This window comes from Streptomyces boninensis, assembly GCF_048572725.1.
GTDB lineage: Bacteria > Actinomycetota > Actinomycetes > Streptomycetales > Streptomycetaceae > Streptomyces > Streptomyces boninensis.
This window is the reverse complement of sequence record NZ_CP183837.1, coordinates 6,926,345-6,941,991: the sequence shown is the minus strand read 5'-3', so window position 1 is coordinate 6,941,991 and position 15,647 is coordinate 6,926,345. Positions and strand designations below refer to the sequence as shown.

Here is a 15,647-nt window from a genome sequence, read left to right as displayed (position 1 = left end):
GGCTTCGGGGCGCGGGTCACCATGCGTGTCAGTCCGGTGTGCCCATCCCCCGTTCGGCACACCGGACGCGCCCTTGCGAATTCACCTCCGGAGAGGACAAGGCCGTTGCGAATCCCGGACCGAGGCCTACTTGAATGGCTGGACGAGGCGCCGGCCGAGCGTGGCCTGTATTACGCCGACAAGGACGACGGCTGGGACTTCCTGTCCTACGCCGAGCTGCGCGACCTCGTCCTCCGTACGGCCGCCGCCCTGCGCGCGAACGGCGTCGAGCGCGGCGATGTCGTGGCGCTGGTGCAGCGCTCCAGCCCCGGCTTCGTGGCCGGGCTCTTCGGCGCGCTGGCCGCGGGGGCGACGCCGTGCTCCATCGCCCCGCCGTTCGCGTTCCAGCGGGCCGACGAGTACGAGCAGCACGCCGCCAGCCTCATCGAGACGGCGGGCCCGCGGGTCACGCTGTGCGACGACGAGTCGCTGGAGCGGGTCCGTAAGATCTCCGCCGGGCTCGGGCTGCCGGAGCCGATCCAATTCGAGGATCTGGTACGGGACGTGGAGCCGCTCGCGGAGCCGCTGCCGCTGCCCGAGACCGCGCTGCTGCAGTTCACGTCGGGTTCGAGCGGCGCCTCCCGCGGGGTGCTGATCTCCGCCGAGGCGCTGCGCGCCAACCTGACCGGCATGCGCCGCTGGATGGACTGGACCCCGGACCGGCCCGGCATCAGCTGGCTGCCGGTCCACCACGACATGGGCCTGGTCGGCTATCTGCTATCCGTCGTCGTCACCGGCTGCGACAGCTGGATGATGCAGCCCGACGACTTCATCCGCTCCCCGCTGCGCTACCTGCGCTGCATGAGCGACAACCGCACGGCCATCACCGGCATGCCGAACTTCGCCCTGGCCTACATCCTGCGCCGGGTGCGCCCGAAGCAGCTGGAGGGGCTCCGCTTCGACAGCATGCAGGCCGTGATCATCGGCGCCGAGCGCGTCGACCCGACGGTCCTGGAGGACTTCCACCAGCTCCTCGGCCCGCACGGCCTGGACCGCGGCGCGCTGCTCCCCGCCTACGGCGGCGCCGAGGCGACGCTCGCCGTGACCGGCCTCGCCCGCAACGCGGGCTGGACGACGTCGGTGCCGAACGGCGGCGACACCAGCGCGCCCTCGGGCAACGCGGTCGTCGGCTGCGGCACCCCCCTGGAGGGCCGGCACGTCGCCATCCACGGCGAGGACGGCGAAGAGCTCCCCGACGGCGAGGTCGGCGAGATCGTCGTCACCGGCGTCTCGATCGCCAGCGGATACGTCGGCGACACCTCGTCGCTCTCCGGCACCAGCCTCGGCGAGCGGGGACTGCACACCGGCGACGCCGGGTTCGTACGGGACGGGCAGCTGTTCGTGATCGGCCGGCTCGGCGACGGGCTGAAGGTCAGCGGGAAGATGGTCTTCGCCGAGAGCCTGGAAACCCTCCTCCACCAGCGCGGCATCCCCGAGCGCCGGGTCGCCGTCCTGCTGGGCGTACGCGACGGTGTGAACACCGGCGCCGCGGTCTTCGGCGGCGTGCAGGAGGGGTGGCGCGAGCTCGCCGAGGAGGTGCTGTCGCAGTGGCTGGGCGACGCGCAGCTGCTGGGCGTCGAGGTGCCGCGCGGCGGCATCTCGGTCACCTCCAGCGGCAAGCCGCGCCGCCGGGTGATCTGGAAGGCCCTGTGCGCCGGGCAGTTCGACGCCACGACGGGCCCACTGACTGCGGGGTGACGGCCAACCCGTCCCACCGCGCAGGGGGCCGGCGCGCAATCCGCGCCGGCCCCCAATACGCATGTCGTGTCAGCGCGTTGCCTCGCGGAAGCGCTTGAAGGTGTCGCTCGCAGCGATCAGCAGGACGCCCAGCGCCGTGACCGTGTAGAACGCGTCGGCGGCCCCGTGGATGTCGGTCAGGAAGTCCGGGTTGAAGAACTTCTTCTCGCTCAGCACCCACGCCAGCGGCAGCGCGAACGCCGCCTGCGCGGCCCCGTACCAGACGACCATCGGGACGCTCCACGCGCCGACGGCCAGCCGCACCAGGTTGATCGCGACCAGGCCGCCGAGGCCCAGCAGCACCGGCCAGATCCAGCCGGACCACAGCCCCGGGTCGAGGACCTCGATCCGCTCCCCGGACGCGGGGCCGCTGTCGGGCCGCCAGGGCGACGCCAGGTGCTGCCAGACGATCAGGCCGAGCAGCAGCGCGTTCCAGCCGGCGGCGAGGCAGACGCTGACCGGCATCCGGGCCACCTCGCGGATCTCCGCCAGGTCGTCCGGGCTCCACGGGCGCTCCGAACGCGTCGGCCGGCCCCGGCCACGGGACCGCTCGACCAGGGCGAACACCACGGTCAGCCACGCGATCAGCTGCGCGCCCACGCCCAGCACCACGCCGAGGCCGGTGCGCAGCGCGGAGCCCAGGTCCTTGCCGTCGACGAGGTCGAGGCCGACGAATACGGCGGTGATGACCGGGAGCACGGTGGTCAGCGCGAGGGTTAACAGCCGCCGGTATACGGGGAAGAGCGCGGGGCCGATCAGCACCGGCGGGCGGTCCGCATAGCGGTCGGCGAGCCGGGCCGGGTCGCCCATCTCAGTGAGCACCTCCCGGTCCGCGTCCGGGTTGGCGAGCTTCCGCGCCTCGACCGCGTCGGCGATGGTGGCGCGCAGCTCCATGGCGACTTCCGTGCGCTGCTCGGCGGGGATGCGCTGCACCACCTCGCGCACGTAGCGTTCGATGAGGGTGTCGGTGGTCATCAGTTCTCCTTGGTCAGTCGGGAGATCGAGGCGACGACGTCTTGCCATTCGCGCTGCAGCTCCGTGCAGGCGCGGGCGCCATCCGCGCTGATCCGGTAGAACTTCCGCGGCCTGGATTCCTCGGTGTTCCACTCACTGGTGAGCAGGCCCTGTTTCTCCAGGCGGCGGAGCAGCGGATACAGCGTGTTCCCGTCGACGGCGACGCCGACGTCGTTGAGGATCTCGAGGAGGGCGTAGCCGTACTGCGGCTCATCCAGCAGCGACAGGCAGGCCAGCACGACGGTGCCGCGGCGTAGCTCCTGCGCTTGACCGAGGATCAGCTCATCAAGGACTAGCTCGTTATTGCCCACGCGTCACACCATAGTGTGTGGCGCACAGTATTGTCCACCGCACAGTCAGATCAGGAGTCCCGCTTCCGCACCGGAGGCACCCGCAGCAGCGGGTGGTAGTGCTCCACCGGGACCGGCTCGCCGACGGCCCGGCCCTCGGCCTCGATCCACGCGTGCGCCTCGAAGGGGCTTGTCCGTACCCCCGTGCTCCAGGTGGGCCACTCCCCGTGCAGCCGGCACAGCAGGGCGGCCGCGATGGACCGCTGCAGGCAGCCCTGGCCCGCGCAGCGCAGGCTCACGGCGACGACCGCCTGCCGGGCTTCGAGGGCCCGCTCCTGGGTAGTGGGGCGGGCGCCACGGCGCAGCAGCTCCAGGACGCGGCGCAGCCGGACCGGCTTTACGGAGGCGAGGATCCGGGCCGCGCCCACGGCGAGCAGCGGCGCGATCCTGCGGTGCAGCGGGAGGCTGCCGCGCTCCGGGAGCGCGAGGGGCGCGCTCACTTGGCGGCTCCCTTGGCCGCGCCCTTGCCCGTTCCCTTGCCCAGCAGCCGCGCGGACCGCAGCCGCTCCACCAGCGCGGCGACATCCCGCCCCGCCCGCTCCGGGTCGGCGCCGTGCCGCCCGGCCAGGGCGTGCGCGGCCTGCTCCTGGGTGTCCCCGTCGAGCAGCCGGCCGAGCACCTGCGCGCCGGTGCGGTTGAGCTGCCAGTAGCGGCCGGTGCGCTGGTGCAGCAGCACCGCGCCGTCGCCGGTTTCGACGAGCGACACATCGGAATGCAGCGTTACGGACACAACTGGCTCCCAGCGGTGGTGGATGGTCGGATGGCCGTGCGCGCCCAGGTCTCGCAGCCGACGAGCTGCTCCACCGCGAGATCGGCGTACGTATCGGCGTGCGGGGCGAGGAGGCTGTCCCGTACCGCGCCCTCGGAGATCAGCCCCAGACCGGCCAGCGCCGAGCCGGAGAAGAGCTCCGCGAGCGCCGGGCGGTTGCGCCGCTGCCCGGTCCGCAGGTCGGCGCTGAAGTCGCCCTTGGTCGTACGGTCGAGGATCGTGTCGGGGACGAGGCCGCGCAGGGCCGCCGCCAGCAGCGGCTTGTACCGCCAGGGGGTGGCCCGTTCGTGCAGCGTCACGCCCAGGGCGGCCTCGACGACCCGGTCGTCCAGGTACGGCTGATGCAGCCGTACGCCCTCGGCCGCGAAGATCCGGGCGACCTGCCGGTACGCGGGCGCGGTGGTGCGCAGCGCCGAGAGGAACTGGTGCTGGCCTCGGTCGGCGGCGTACGGCTGCACATGCCGGGCGGCGTCCCACAGCGTCTGCCGGGCTGCCTCGACCGCCTCCGAGGTGGCCCAGGCGGGCGCGCGCAGCGGGCGCAGCCCCCAAGAGAGGGAGGGCGTACGGGCGTTGGGTCCCGGCGCGCGGAGCTGTTCCGCCTGGCTGCGCAGCCACCCGCCGGCCGTGTCCTGCCGGGCCAGCTGGGCGAGCACCCCGCCCAGCGGCCAGCGCTCCAGCGCCCGGTGGCCGCGCAGGTGCCGCAGCGCGATCAGCGGGTGGCGGCGCGCCAGCCGGTGCAGATAGCCGGGGAAGCGCGTGAAGAGCTCGTCGGCCCCGTGGCCCGCGATATGAGAACGGGCCCGGTGCTCGGAGAGCAGCCGGGCCGTATAGCGCATGCGGGCCTGTGAGCGCGGGAAGAGGTACGGGCGCTCGGGGTCGAGGACGAGGTGGGAGTCGGTGAAGATCGGGGGCAGTTCGGCCTGCGGGATCACCAGGTGCCGGGCTTCCGGGAGGGCCTTCGCGGCGGCCGCGGCGTAATACGAGTCGTCGTTGGCGGCGTCGGCCTCGGCCCAGCGGAAGGTCAGCAGGCCGGGTCTGTGCCGGGCGGCGAGGAAGCACAGGGAGGTGGAGTCCATGCCGCCGGACAGGTCCGAGCTGAGCCCGTCGTCCTCGGGATAGCGGCCGTCCGTCGCGCCGAGCAGCGCCGCGCGCAGCCGCGCCGCGCCGTCGGCCAGTCCGAGCTCCGGCTCGGGCGGCTGCCACCAACGCACCTCGCGGGCGGAGTCGGCCGTCAGCCGCAGCCAGTGGTCGTGCGGCACCGTGGCCACGCCGTGCCAGCCGCTGCGGTCGGCGAGCGGCGGCGGCAGCTTGCCGCCGCACACCACCCGGGTCGCCAGGGTCTCTTCGTCGAGGCCGGCCCCCGTCATGGCGGCGAGCGCGTCGGCCCGGTCCGCGGCGATCGGCAGGTCGCCGGTCCTGGTGTGGAACACCTGCCGCAGTCCTGACAGGCTGCCCTGCACGCGCACTTCGTCGCCGACGGCGGCGATCAGGTGGAAGCTGCCCGGCAGCTCCCTGGCCAGGATGTTCAGGTCGGCCGGCGTACGGACATGGCGGCACAGGCCGGTCAGGCGGCCGGTGGTGACCGGGCAGGACCCGATCACCACCACGCGCACCGGGCCGTTGGCCGCCTGCAGGACGTCATCCGTCCCCCAGCTCCCCACGATCCAGGGCCGGCCCGAATCGTGGCGGATAACCTGCGGGTCCGTAAAGGGATATGCGTCGTCGGTGCCGACGCCATCCGGCCGGTCCGGCAGGACGATGAATCCGGTGCGCTCGGTCATCCCTCAGATACGGTCGCCGAGGACATCGATGAAGCGGTGGCCGAAGCCGAGCGTGTCCTGGGAGAACTCGCCTACCTCGACCAGGGCCGGCGGCTCATAGGCCTCGACGGTGTTCGGCTCTTCCAGCTCGTTGAACTTGTCCATAATCCCTGTACCTCCGGATAGTTGACCTGCCACTGAAATGTGCGGGCAGCTTTGTGGGGTGCGCCGCCGGGGACGCGTCAGGTGAGCTTCTTCAGGATTTCCGGGCGCACCAGGTTCTCCGCGAGCAGCAGATCCTTCACCCGGTCGGAGAGCATGCCGAGCTGGCGCAGCAAATGGATGATCTGCTGGAAGAGCATCTGGCGGTAGGCGGCCATCATCGGATTGTGGCGGGCGAAGTGCATGCCCAGGTCCACGTCCAACTCCATCCGCTCCCAGATCTCGGCCAGCATGAAGCGCCGGGACATCAGCCGGATGGCCTCCAGCAGGAAGTCGTCCCGCTCGCGGAGCTCGGCCGAGGTCACGTCGCTGTACATGCCGTTGAGCGCGGTGACGCCGAAGGCGATGTGGCGGGCCTCGTCCTGGGAGACCAGCCGGGTGATCTGCCGGACGATCGGGTCGCCGAAGCTGCTGCTGGCCAGCCGCAGCGCGGTGATCGCCAGCCCCTCGACGACCACCTGCATGCCGAGGTAGACGATGTCCCACCGCGACTCCGACAGCAGGTCGCGCAGCAGCGTCTTGAGCCCGGGGTTGATGGGATACGTGACGCCCAGCTTCTCGTCGATGTACTTGGCGAATGCCTCGACATGCCGGGCTTCATCGGCCACCTGGGAGGCGGCATAGGTCTTCGCGTCGATGTCGGGCACCGTCTCCACCAGGCGGGCGGTGGTGACGAGTGCGCCTTGCTCGCCGTGCAGGAACTGGCTGCACATCCAGGCCTGGTATTCCCAGCGGAAATCGGTGAGCAGCTCGCGCGGCACCGGACTGCCTTCGCCGATGACGAAGGTGGCCAGCTTGGCGCCGTTCTCCTCGGTCAGGTCGGCGCCGAAGTTTACGTCGTAGTCCCAGTCGATGTCGGTGGTCGCATTCCACTGGGAGACCTTGTTCTTCTCGTACAGGCTCCATACGCGACTGTCGCGATGCCCATAATTCCAGTTCATGCAGGCCTTGAACATCGCGTCGACTTCCATCAGTTCGGAAGTGACGGAATCCAGGGTGAAGAACGTCGCGTCGGACGCCTCGTCGGGAACAGTGGTCATGGCAGCGAGTATGTGCGCCCGCCAGGCGCCCGCACAGGAACCGGCGGGGCAACTCGGCGGCAGCACGGTTGCCGGTGACCCTGCCTGGTTCGGCCACCCCGACCGGCCCACGATGACCGCAGCAGCCGCACCACGAACAGGAATCGGGGGAATCAGATGCGTACGCACGCCACGGCCGAACCCATGCCGGGCGGTCCCCGCACGTCGCAACGCCCCTGGATCGTCGGGCGGGTCACCTCGCCGCAGGCCCGTATCCGGCTGTTCTGTCTGCCGCAGGCCGGCGGCAGCGCCGGCTCGTTCGCGCCCTGGCGGCTCGCCGCCGGCACCCTCGGCTTCGAGCTGGCCACCGTGGAGCTCCCCGGCCGCGGCGTGCGCAGCAGCCAGCCGCTGCCGGACAGCCTGCCGGAGCTCGCCGACGCCGTCCTCGACGGCATCAGCGACGAGTTCGACGACCTGCCGTACGCCGTCTTCGGCCACAGCTTCGGAGCGCTCCTCGGGTACGAGGTGGCGCTGCGGGCCGCCGACCGCGGCCTGCCGCCGCCCGCCGCGGTCATCGTCTCCGCCTCCCGGGCCCCGCACCTGCCGGTCCGCCGCCGGGTCTCCGGGCTGCCGGACGCGGAGCTGCTCTCGTGGCTGCAGGGCTTCGGCGGCTTCCCCCCGGAGCTGTCCCGCTATCCCGCGTACGTGGAGTACGCGCTGCGGATCGTACGAAAGGACCTCGCGCTCGCCGAGGGCTACCGGCCCACCGCGGCGCCCGCCGGCTTCCCGCTGCACGTGCTCGGCGGGGCCGACGACCCGCTGGTGAGCAGGGACCAGCTGGAGCGCTGGCAGGACCACACGGCCGGGGACTTCTCGCTGCGGCTGCTGCCCGGCGGGCACGACTACCTGTTCGCCGACGCCCGCACCACCCTCGACGCCCTCTCCTCGGTTCTCTCGCCCAGACCTCACAGGGAGTTGCAGTAAAAGTGACCCAGCCGACCGGAATCAGCGTGCTGCAGGCAGACGGCGAGGAGCTGGAGCCCTTCACGCGCAAGTACGCGCAGCGGATCAACGAGACCGTCGCCGAGCACGGCGCCGTGCTGGTCCGCGGCGCGCGGGCCGCGGGCTCCGCGGACTTCGAACAGGCCCTGAAGCAGCTCGGCTTCGAGCCCCTCCCGTACACCGAGCGCTCCACCCCGCGCAGCCAGGTCGGCGACGGGGTGTACACCTCCACCGAATACCCGGCGCGGGAGGAGATCCCGCAGCACTGCGAGTCGTCGTACGCCGGCGCCTGGCCCGGGCGGCTCGCCTTCTTCTCCGCCATCCCGGCCCTGACCGGCGGCGCCACCCCCATCACCGATGTCACCGAGGTCCTCGACGACATCCCCGCGGACGTGCTCCGCACCCTGGAGCGGCACGGCCTGCAGTACATCCGCAATTACGGCAGCGGCGTCGGCCTCGACTGGCGCGAGGCCTTCCAGACCGACAGCCGCGCCGACGTGGACCGCTTCTGCGCGGACAGCGGCATGGAGCGGGAGTGGCTGCCGGACGACCGGCTGCGCACCATCCGCCGCGCGCCCGCGCTCGCCGAGCACCCGCGCACCGGACGCCGGCTGTGGTTCAACCACCTCGTCCTCTTCCACCAGTCGTCGCTCCACCCCGAGCTGCGCGAGGACCTCATCGCCGTACTGGGCGAGGACGGCCTGCCCAACGACGTCCTGCTCGGCAACGGGCAGCGGATCAACGACGAGCTCGTCGCCGCAGTCCGCTCGGCCTTCGACCGCCACCGGCTGCGCTTCGACTGGGAGCTGCACGACCTGATGGTGATCGACAACATGCGCTTCTCGCACGGCCGGGAGCCGTTCACCGGGGAGCGCCGAGTACTGGTTTCCATGACGGACCTGATCAACCGCGGCTGATCACCGGCGGCCCGGGGAGGAATATCCGTGAACGCATTGACCCAGTCGCCCGTCGAGTCGGCGCTGCCGCTCACGCCGCTGCAGCAGGGCATGCTCTTCCACGCCCTGTACGACACCGAGGCGACGGACGTCTACACCATCCAGGCCGCCTTCGAGCTGCACGGGGACCTCTCCGCGGAGCGGCTGCGGGCGGCCTGCACGGCCACCCTCGCCCGGCACCCGGTGCTGCGGACCGGCTTCCGGCTGCGCTCCAACGGGCAGCCGGTGCAGCTGGTCCGGCGCACCGTGACGGCACCGTTCGGCGAGCTGGACCTGTCGTCCGTACCGGCGGAGGAGGCCGGCAAGGGCCTGCTCGCCTTCATGGAGGACGACCGCGCCCGCCGCTTCGACATGGCCGCGCCGCCGCTGATGCGGTTCACGCTGATCCGGATGGCCGCGGACCGGCATGTGCTGGTGCTGACGTACCACCACATCCTGCTGGACGGCTGGTCGCTTCCGCTGGTGCTGCGGGACCTGTTCACGCTGTACGCGGACCCGCACGCCGACGCCGCGGAACAGCCCGCGTTCGCCGATTACCTGCGCTGGCTCGACCGCCAGGACGGCGACGCCGCCGCCGGGGCCTGGCAGCAGGCCCTGCGCGGGCTGCAGGAGCCCACGCTGGTCGCCCCCGGCGCCCCGCCGACCGGCTCCGGCACGCTGCCCGCGCTGCGCCCGGTGACGCTGACCGAGGCGGAGACCGCGGCGCTCGCCGCCACCGCGAAGGCGCACGGCCTCACCCTCAACACGGTGGTGCAGGGCGCCTGGGCGCTGGTCCTGTCGCTGCTGACCGGCCGCGACGACGTCGTCTTCGGCCAGACCGTGCACGGCAGGCCCGCGGACCTCCCGAACGCCGGCTCCATGGTGGGCCTGCTGATGAACGCCGTGCCCGTGCGGGTGCGGATCTCCCCCGGCGAGTCCCTGGCCGAGCTCCTCACCCGCGTCCAGGACGAGCAGCTGGCACTCGGCCCGTACCAGCACCTCGGCCTCGACGCCATCCAGCGGCAGGCCGGGCTCGGCGCGCTCTTCGACACCTCGACGGGCTTCGGCAACGCGCCGTTCGACTGGTCCGCCATCCAGGAGATCGCCCCCGGGCTGCGCATCGGCCCGCTCGCCGAGACCGCCGACGACGCCGACCAGCAGATCAGCGGCTCCACCCACTATCCGCTGAGCGTCGTCGCGGTGCCCGGCGAGCGGCTGCGGCTCGAAGTCAACTACCGCGGCGACCTGTTCGACACGACCCGCGTGCAACTGGTCACCGCCAGGCTGCGCATGCTCCTCACCACCTTCGCGCAGGCCCCCGCCACCCCCGTGGCGCAGCTCCCGCTCCTCACCGACGAGGAGCGGCAGCAGGTCGTCGGCATCTGGAGCCGCCGCCCAGGCGTCGCCGAGCTGGGCAGGCACCAGGCGAAGACGCTGGTCGAGCGCATCGAGGCGCAGGTACGCAGCACCCCGCACGCCCCCGCGGTGGCCGGGCCCGACCGCGCGCTGGACTACCGGGCGCTGGACGAGGCCGCGAACCGGCTGGCCCGGCTCATGCTGGCCCGCGGCGTGCGGCCGGGCGACGCCGTCGCCGTGGCGCTGCCGCGCAGCACCGACCTGGTCGTGGCCCTCTGCGCCGTCATGAAGACGGGCGGGCATTACGTGCCGGTCGACCCCGAATACCCGGAGGAACGGGTCGCGTTCATGCTCCGCGACGCCGCCCCCGCGCTCGTCGTCTGCTCCGGCGGCCTCCCCGGCCCGCAGGACACCCGGCTCGCCCTGGACGACCCGGCCGTGCGGGCCGAGCTGGGGCGGCAGCCCGGCCACCCGGTGAGCGACGAGGAGCGCGGCCGTCCCGTACGGCCCGAGGATCTCGCATACGTCATCTACACCTCCGGCTCGACCGGCCGCCCCAAGGGCGTCGCGGTCGAGCACCGCACCGTGGACGGCTATCTGGCCTTTGCCCGTACGGCCTATCCGGGCCTCGCGGAACAGGCCCTGGTGCACTCGCCGCCGTCCTTCGACCTGACCGTCACCGGCCTCTTCGGGCCGCTCACCGCGGGCGGCCTGGTGCGGGTGGTCGACCTGCAGGATTACGACGCGCCCGCGGACGCGGGGCGGCCGCCCGGGTTCGTGAAGGCCACCCCCAGCCATCTGCCGGTGCTGGTCGCGTCCGACAGCTGGTACTCGCCGACGAGCGAACTCGTGCTCGGCGGCGAGCAGCTGACCGGCGAGTCGCTCGCCGAATGGCGGTCGCGGCACCCCGGCGTGACCGTCGTGAACGAATACGGGCCCACCGAGGCGACCGTCGGCTGCATGGAGTACCGGCTGCGGCCCGAGGACCAGCTGCCGCAGGGCCCGGTGCCGATCGGGGTGCCGGTGCCCGGCGCCCGGATCTATGTGCTCGACGGCTGCCTGCGCCCGGTGCCCGCCGGAGTCCCGGGCGAACTTTACGTCGGTGGCAACGTTTTGGCGCGCGGCTACGCCGGCCGCCCCGGCCTCTCCGCCGCCCGCTTCGTCGCCTCCCCGTTCGGCCCGCCCGGCGACCGGATGTACCGCACCGGCGACATCGCGTCCTGGCGCCCCGACGGCGTGCTCCTCTACCACGGCCGCGGCGACGACCAGGTGAAGATCCGCGGCTACCGGATCGAGCTCGGCGAGGTGGAGACCGCCCTGCTGGCCGACCCGGTCGTGGCCCTGGCCGCGGCGGCCGTACGCCCGGACCGGCGCGGCGCGCCGCAGCTCGTGGCGTACATCGTCGCCGCGGACGGTGGGCCGCTCGACGCGCAGGCGGTCGCGGAGCGGGTGGCGACGCGGCTGCCCGCGTACATGACCCCGACGACGGTCGTCACGCTGCCCGAGCTGCCGTTGACCCGTAACGGCAAGGTCGACAGGGGCGCGCTGCCGGCGCCGGACCCCGATGCCGTACCGGCAGCCGCCGAAGTCCCCGAGGCGGCTCAGGAGCCGGAGGAGGACGTCGCGGACACCCTGGCGGGCCTGTTCGCGCAGGTGCTGGGCCTGGATGCGGTCGATGCCGGGGCGGACTTCTTCAGCCTCGGCGGCGACTCCATCACCGCCATCCAGCTGGTTGCCCGCGCCCGAAAGGCGGGACACCACCTCACCCCCAAGCACGTCTTCACCCACCGGACCGCGGCAGCGCTGGCCGACTACCTCCAGGGCGAGAGCACCCCGGCCGCGCCCAAGCCGCCGGAGCGCCAGACAGCACCAGAGCCGGCCGAGTCCGGGGCCGCGATCGCCACGCCGATCATGCACTGGCTGCACGAACTCGGCGGCGTCAGCGACGCCTTCCACCAGTCCACCCTCCTGCGCGTCCCGGCCGGCCTCGGCCTCGACCCGCTGCGCACGGCCGTGGCGGCCATGGCGGAACAGCACCGCTCACTGCGCGGCCAACTGCACGACGGCCACCTGGTGCCGCAGCCCACCGACCCCGCCCGCCTCCGGGACGCGGTCCGCCGCGTGGACGTCTCCGGCCTCACCGAGGACGCGCTGCGCGCCAGGATCACCACCTCCGCCCGGCTGGACGCGGGCGCGCTCGCGCCGCGGGACGGCGCGATGCTGCGGGCCACCTGGTTCGACGCCGGGCCGGGCCGGCAGGGCAGGCTGCTCGTCACCATCCACCACCTGGCGGTCGACGCGGTCTCCTGGCGCATCCTGCTCACCGACCTGTACACCGCCTGGCAGAGCGCCACAGCCGGGAGCCCGGCGCGGCTGGAGCCCCCGCAGCTGGACCCCGCCGCGTGGACGGACCACCTGGCGGCCGCCGCCAAGAGCCCCGATGTCGTACGGGAATTGCCGCACTGGAAGCGCACGCTGGACAACGGCGGCATCCGCCTCAGCGACACCCCCCTCTCCCCCGCCCACGACATCTACGCGACGGCCGGCGAGGTCGTCCTCACCTTCCCCGAGGAGCTCACCTCACCGCTGCTGACCACGGTGCCCGCCGCCTTCGGCACCCAGACCAAGGACGTGCTCCTCACCGGCCTCGCCCTCGCCGTGGCCGCCTGGCGGCAGTCCGCGGGCGGCACCGGCGTCCTGGTCAACGTGGAGGGCCACGGCCGCGAGCAGACCGACGACACCACCGACCCCTCCGGTACGGTCGGCTGGCTCACCTCGCTCTATCCCGTACGCCTCGATCCGGGCCTCGCCGGCTGGACCGCGGACGGCGACGCGGCGGACCCGCGGCTTGCCACGGCCGTACGCAAGGTCGCGGCCCAGCTCGGCGAAGTCCCCCGCCACGGCCTCGGCTTCGGCCTGCTGCGCTACCTGAACCAGGAGACCGCGGCCGAACTCCAGCACCTCCCCGTACCGCAGATCTGCTTCAACTACCTCGGCCGGCACACCCAGACGGACGACGGCGACTGGAGCCCGGCGCCCGAGTCCGACGCGCTGCCGCTCGGCGCTGACCCCCGCATGCCGATGCCGCACGTCGTCGAGCTGAACGCGTCGATCGACAGCGGCCCGGCCGGGCCGCAGCTGGTCGCGCACTGGCTGTGGGCGAAGCTGCACCTGACGGAGGCGGAGGCCTTCCGGCTCGGCCAGCTGTGGTTCGCGGCGCTGCGCGCCCTCATCGCGCATGCGCGGGAGCCGGATGCCGACGACACGGAGTGGCTGAGCGGCCGGGCGGGCGTGCCCGTGGCCGAGGCGCTGCCGATGACGCCGCTGCAGGAAGGGCTGTACTTCCACGCCCGCTACGACAGCCGCGACCTCGACGTCTACAACGTGCAGCTCTGCCTGCGCATGCAGGGAAACCTGGACCCCGGCCGGCTGCGGACCGCCTGCGACGCCCTCCTGATGCGCCACCCGGCGCTACGGGCCGCCTTCCTGCAGCTGCGCTCCGGCGAGCCCGTACAGGCGATCCCGCGGACCGCCGCCATCCCCTGGGACCTGCACGACCTCACCGGCCTGGACGCGGACGAGCGCACTACGCGCCTCGACGAGCTCCTCGCCGCCGACCGCCGGCAGCGCTTCGACGTCGCACGGCCGCCGCTGATGCGCTGCACCGTGATCGCCGTCGAGCCGGGCCACTGGCAGGTGGCGCTGACCATGCACCACCTGCTGGTGGACGGCTGGACGACCTCGCTGCTGCTGCGCGACCTGGTCGTGCTGTACGAGACCGGCACCGCGGACGCGCTCCCCGAGCCGCCCGACTACCGCGACTACCTGTCCTGGATGGCCGATCAGGACGCCGTACGGGCACGGGAGGCCTGGCGGGCGTCGCTTGCCGGGCTGCGGGAGCCGACCCGGCTCAGCGCGGGCGCGGACGCCGCGCATGTGGCCGCGCTGCCGGAGAGCCGGACCGTCGAGCTGTCCGAGGCGGCGACGGCGGTGCTGCACGAGGCGGCGCGGCGGCACCGGGTCACCGTCAACACCCTGATCCGGCTGGCGTGGGCGCTGTGCCTGCACGGGCGGACGGGGCAGCGCGACATCGTGTTCGGCGCCACGGTCTCCGGGCGGCCCGCCGAGCTGCCGGATGTCGAGGAGATGGTCGGCGTCTTCATCAACACCGTCCCCGTACGGGTGCCGCTGGACCCGGCGGAGCCGGCCGCGGACCTGATCGACCGGCTGCACGACGAGTCCGCAGAGCTGCTCCCGTACCACCACCTGCCCCTGTCCGACATCCAGCGGGTCGCGGGGCTCGGCACGCTCTTCGACACCTGCGTGGTCTTCGAGAACTTCCCGACCGCGCAGACGCTGCCGACCGCCCCCGACAACGGGCTGCGGATGGTCGAGCTCACCGGCTACGACGGCTACCACTACCCGCTGAAGCTGATGGTCGCCCCCGAGCCGCGGCTGCGCCTGCAGATCAGCCACCGGCCCGATCTGATCGACGCGGCGACGGCGGACGAGGTGGCGGAGCGGCTGCGCGAGGTCCTCATGGAGCTGCCGGGGAATACGGATGTCCCGCTGAAGCAGTTCATGCGGCCCGACGCGGCCGTGGAGCAGCCCTCGGGAACTGCCGTGAGCGCCCTGATCGCCGAGGTGCTCGGCCGGGACTCCGTCGGCCTGGACGACGACCTCTTCGCCCTCGGCTGCGACTCACTGCTGGCGCTCCGGCTGGCGGGGCGGCTGGAGGCGGCGCTGGAGCGGCCCGTCGATGTCGAGACCATCTTCCGCTGCCGCACGGCGCGTTCGCTGGGCGACGCGCTGTCCTGAATTTCCCAGCCCCCGAATTTCCCGAGAAAGGAACACCACCGTGCAAAACCCCTTCGACAACGAGGACGGCACCTTTCTGGTGCTGGTGAACGAGGAGCGCCAGCACAGCCTCTGGCCCGCATTCGCCGTCGTGCCGGCGGGCTGGGACGTGGCGGTCAAGGAGACCGACCGGCAGAGCTGCCTCGACTACATCGAGAAGAACTGGACCGACATGCGCCCGGCCAGTCTCATCAACCACTAGGAGCCTTTCCGCATGCAACGCATCATGCTCAAGTCGAAAATCCACCGGGCCACCGTCACCGAGGCCAATCTGCATTACATCGGCTCCGTGACCATCGACAGCGCCCTCATGGACGCCGCGGACCTGCTGGTCGGCGAGAAAGTCCACATCGTCAATGTGAACAACGGGGCCCGGCTGGAGACATACGTCATCGAAGGCGAGCGCGGCTCCGGCGTCATCTGCCTCAATGGCGCCGCCGCCCGGCTGGTATCGCCCGGCGACATCGTCATCGTCATCGGCTATGCCGCGGTCGACGACGGCGAGGCGCGCACGCTCGAACCCCGGGTCGTCTTCGTCGACGACCGCAATCAGATCGCGAAGCTGGGCACCGACCCCGCCTCGTGAA

Annotated in this window: 13 protein-coding genes; 6 read left to right on the top strand and 7 right to left on the bottom strand. The window is 72.5% G+C overall.

The window, feature by feature from the left end; translation table 11 throughout:
• The first annotated feature begins 105 nt into the window (after window positions 1–105).
• On the top strand, window positions 106–1,737 hold the full coding sequence (locus ACNNMR_RS31810) for an AMP-binding protein (RefSeq protein WP_419998137.1): 1,632 nt from the start codon (window positions 106–108) through the stop codon (window positions 1,735–1,737).
• Window positions 1,738–1,806: 69 nt separating this feature from the next.
• Here the strand turns inward: ACNNMR_RS31810 and ACNNMR_RS31805 are convergent, their stop codons facing one another.
• From ACNNMR_RS31805 to ACNNMR_RS31775, 7 genes are all read right to left on the bottom strand, one after another.
• The gene (locus ACNNMR_RS31805; protein ID WP_419998136.1) at window positions 1,807–2,751 is read right to left on the bottom strand and encodes an HAAS signaling domain-containing protein; all 945 of its coding nucleotides are present in this window, start codon (window positions 2,749–2,751) and stop codon (window positions 1,807–1,809) included.
• The gene (locus tag ACNNMR_RS31800; protein WP_419998135.1) at window positions 2,751–3,101 is read right to left on the bottom strand and encodes a PadR family transcriptional regulator; all 351 of its coding nucleotides are present in this window, start codon (window positions 3,099–3,101) and stop codon (window positions 2,751–2,753) included. Before ACNNMR_RS31800 ends, ACNNMR_RS31805 begins: the two co-directional genes overlap by 1 nt.
• 50 nt (window positions 3,102–3,151) lie before the next feature.
• Entirely contained in the window at window positions 3,152–3,580 is a 429-nt protein-coding gene (locus ACNNMR_RS31795; protein WP_419998134.1) for a lasso peptide biosynthesis B2 protein, read from the bottom strand.
• Window positions 3,577–3,870: a lasso peptide biosynthesis PqqD family chaperone gene (locus tag ACNNMR_RS31790; RefSeq protein ID WP_419998133.1), complete on the bottom strand. Its 294-nt coding sequence runs from the start codon at window positions 3,868–3,870 to the stop codon at window positions 3,577–3,579. Before ACNNMR_RS31790 ends, ACNNMR_RS31795 begins: the two co-directional genes overlap by 4 nt.
• On the bottom strand, window positions 3,861–5,690 hold the full coding sequence (locus ACNNMR_RS31785; protein WP_419998132.1) for an asparagine synthase-related protein: 1,830 nt from the start codon (window positions 5,688–5,690) through the stop codon (window positions 3,861–3,863). The genes ACNNMR_RS31790 and ACNNMR_RS31785 overlap by 10 nt, the downstream gene beginning before the upstream one ends.
• A 3-nt stretch (window positions 5,691–5,693) precedes the next feature.
• Window positions 5,694–5,834 carry a lasso RiPP family leader peptide-containing protein gene (locus ACNNMR_RS31780; RefSeq protein WP_419998131.1) on the bottom strand — a complete coding sequence of 47 codons (141 nt, stop codon included), beginning with the start codon at window positions 5,832–5,834 and terminating at the stop codon, window positions 5,694–5,696.
• A 77-nt stretch (window positions 5,835–5,911) separates the two neighbouring features.
• Window positions 5,912–6,931 (bottom strand): diiron oxygenase, encoded by a 1,020-nt coding sequence (locus ACNNMR_RS31775; RefSeq protein ID WP_419998130.1) that lies wholly within the window; start codon window positions 6,929–6,931, stop codon window positions 5,912–5,914.
• A 156-nt stretch (window positions 6,932–7,087) separates the two neighbouring features.
• Here ACNNMR_RS31775 and ACNNMR_RS31770 point away from each other — a divergent pair, with 156 nt between their 5' ends.
• Genes ACNNMR_RS31770 through panD form a run of 5 tightly spaced genes read left to right on the top strand, consistent with a single transcriptional unit; the run spans window position 7,088 to window position 15,646 of the window.
• Window positions 7,088–7,894 (top strand): thioesterase II family protein, encoded by an 807-nt coding sequence (locus tag ACNNMR_RS31770; RefSeq protein WP_419998129.1) that lies wholly within the window; start codon window positions 7,088–7,090, stop codon window positions 7,892–7,894.
• A gap of 2 nt (window positions 7,895–7,896) precedes the next feature.
• Complete coding sequence (locus ACNNMR_RS31765; protein ID WP_419998128.1) at window positions 7,897–8,829, top strand: TauD/TfdA family dioxygenase; 933 nt, start codon at window positions 7,897–7,899, stop codon at window positions 8,827–8,829.
• A gap of 27 nt (window positions 8,830–8,856) precedes the next feature.
• A complete protein-coding gene (locus ACNNMR_RS31760) occupies window positions 8,857–15,021 on the top strand; it encodes an amino acid adenylation domain-containing protein (protein WP_419998127.1) in 6,165 nt (2,054 codons plus the stop codon).
• Between the two features lie 40 nt (window positions 15,022–15,061).
• Window positions 15,062–15,262, top strand: a complete 201-nt coding sequence (locus ACNNMR_RS31755; protein ID WP_419998126.1) for an MbtH family protein — start codon at window positions 15,062–15,064, stop codon at window positions 15,260–15,262.
• A gap of 12 nt (window positions 15,263–15,274) precedes the next feature.
• On the top strand, window positions 15,275–15,646 hold the full coding sequence (panD, locus tag ACNNMR_RS31750; protein WP_419998125.1) for an aspartate 1-decarboxylase: 372 nt from the start codon (window positions 15,275–15,277) through the stop codon (window positions 15,644–15,646).
• Window position 15,647: the final 1 nt, after the last annotated feature.

What these genes read in the sequence shown, in the direction of transcription:
- ACNNMR_RS31805 (WP_419998136.1), bottom strand. Translation starts at nt 2,751, where the DNA reads ATGACCACCGACACCCTCATCGAACGCTACGTGCGCGAGGTGGTGCAG.
- ACNNMR_RS31785 (WP_419998132.1), bottom strand. Translation starts at nt 5,690, where the DNA reads ATGACCGAGCGCACCGGATTCATCGTCCTGCCGGACCGGCCGGATGGC.
- ACNNMR_RS31780 (WP_419998131.1), bottom strand. Translation starts at nt 5,834, where the DNA reads ATGGACAAGTTCAACGAGCTGGAAGAGCCGAACACCGTCGAGGCCTAT.
- ACNNMR_RS31775 (WP_419998130.1), bottom strand. Translation starts at nt 6,931, where the DNA reads ATGACCACTGTTCCCGACGAGGCGTCCGACGCGACGTTCTTCACCCTG.
- ACNNMR_RS31770 (WP_419998129.1), top strand. Translation starts at nt 7,088, where the DNA reads ATGCGTACGCACGCCACGGCCGAACCCATGCCGGGCGGTCCCCGCACG.
- panD (WP_419998125.1), top strand. Translation starts at nt 15,275, where the DNA reads ATGCAACGCATCATGCTCAAGTCGAAAATCCACCGGGCCACCGTCACC.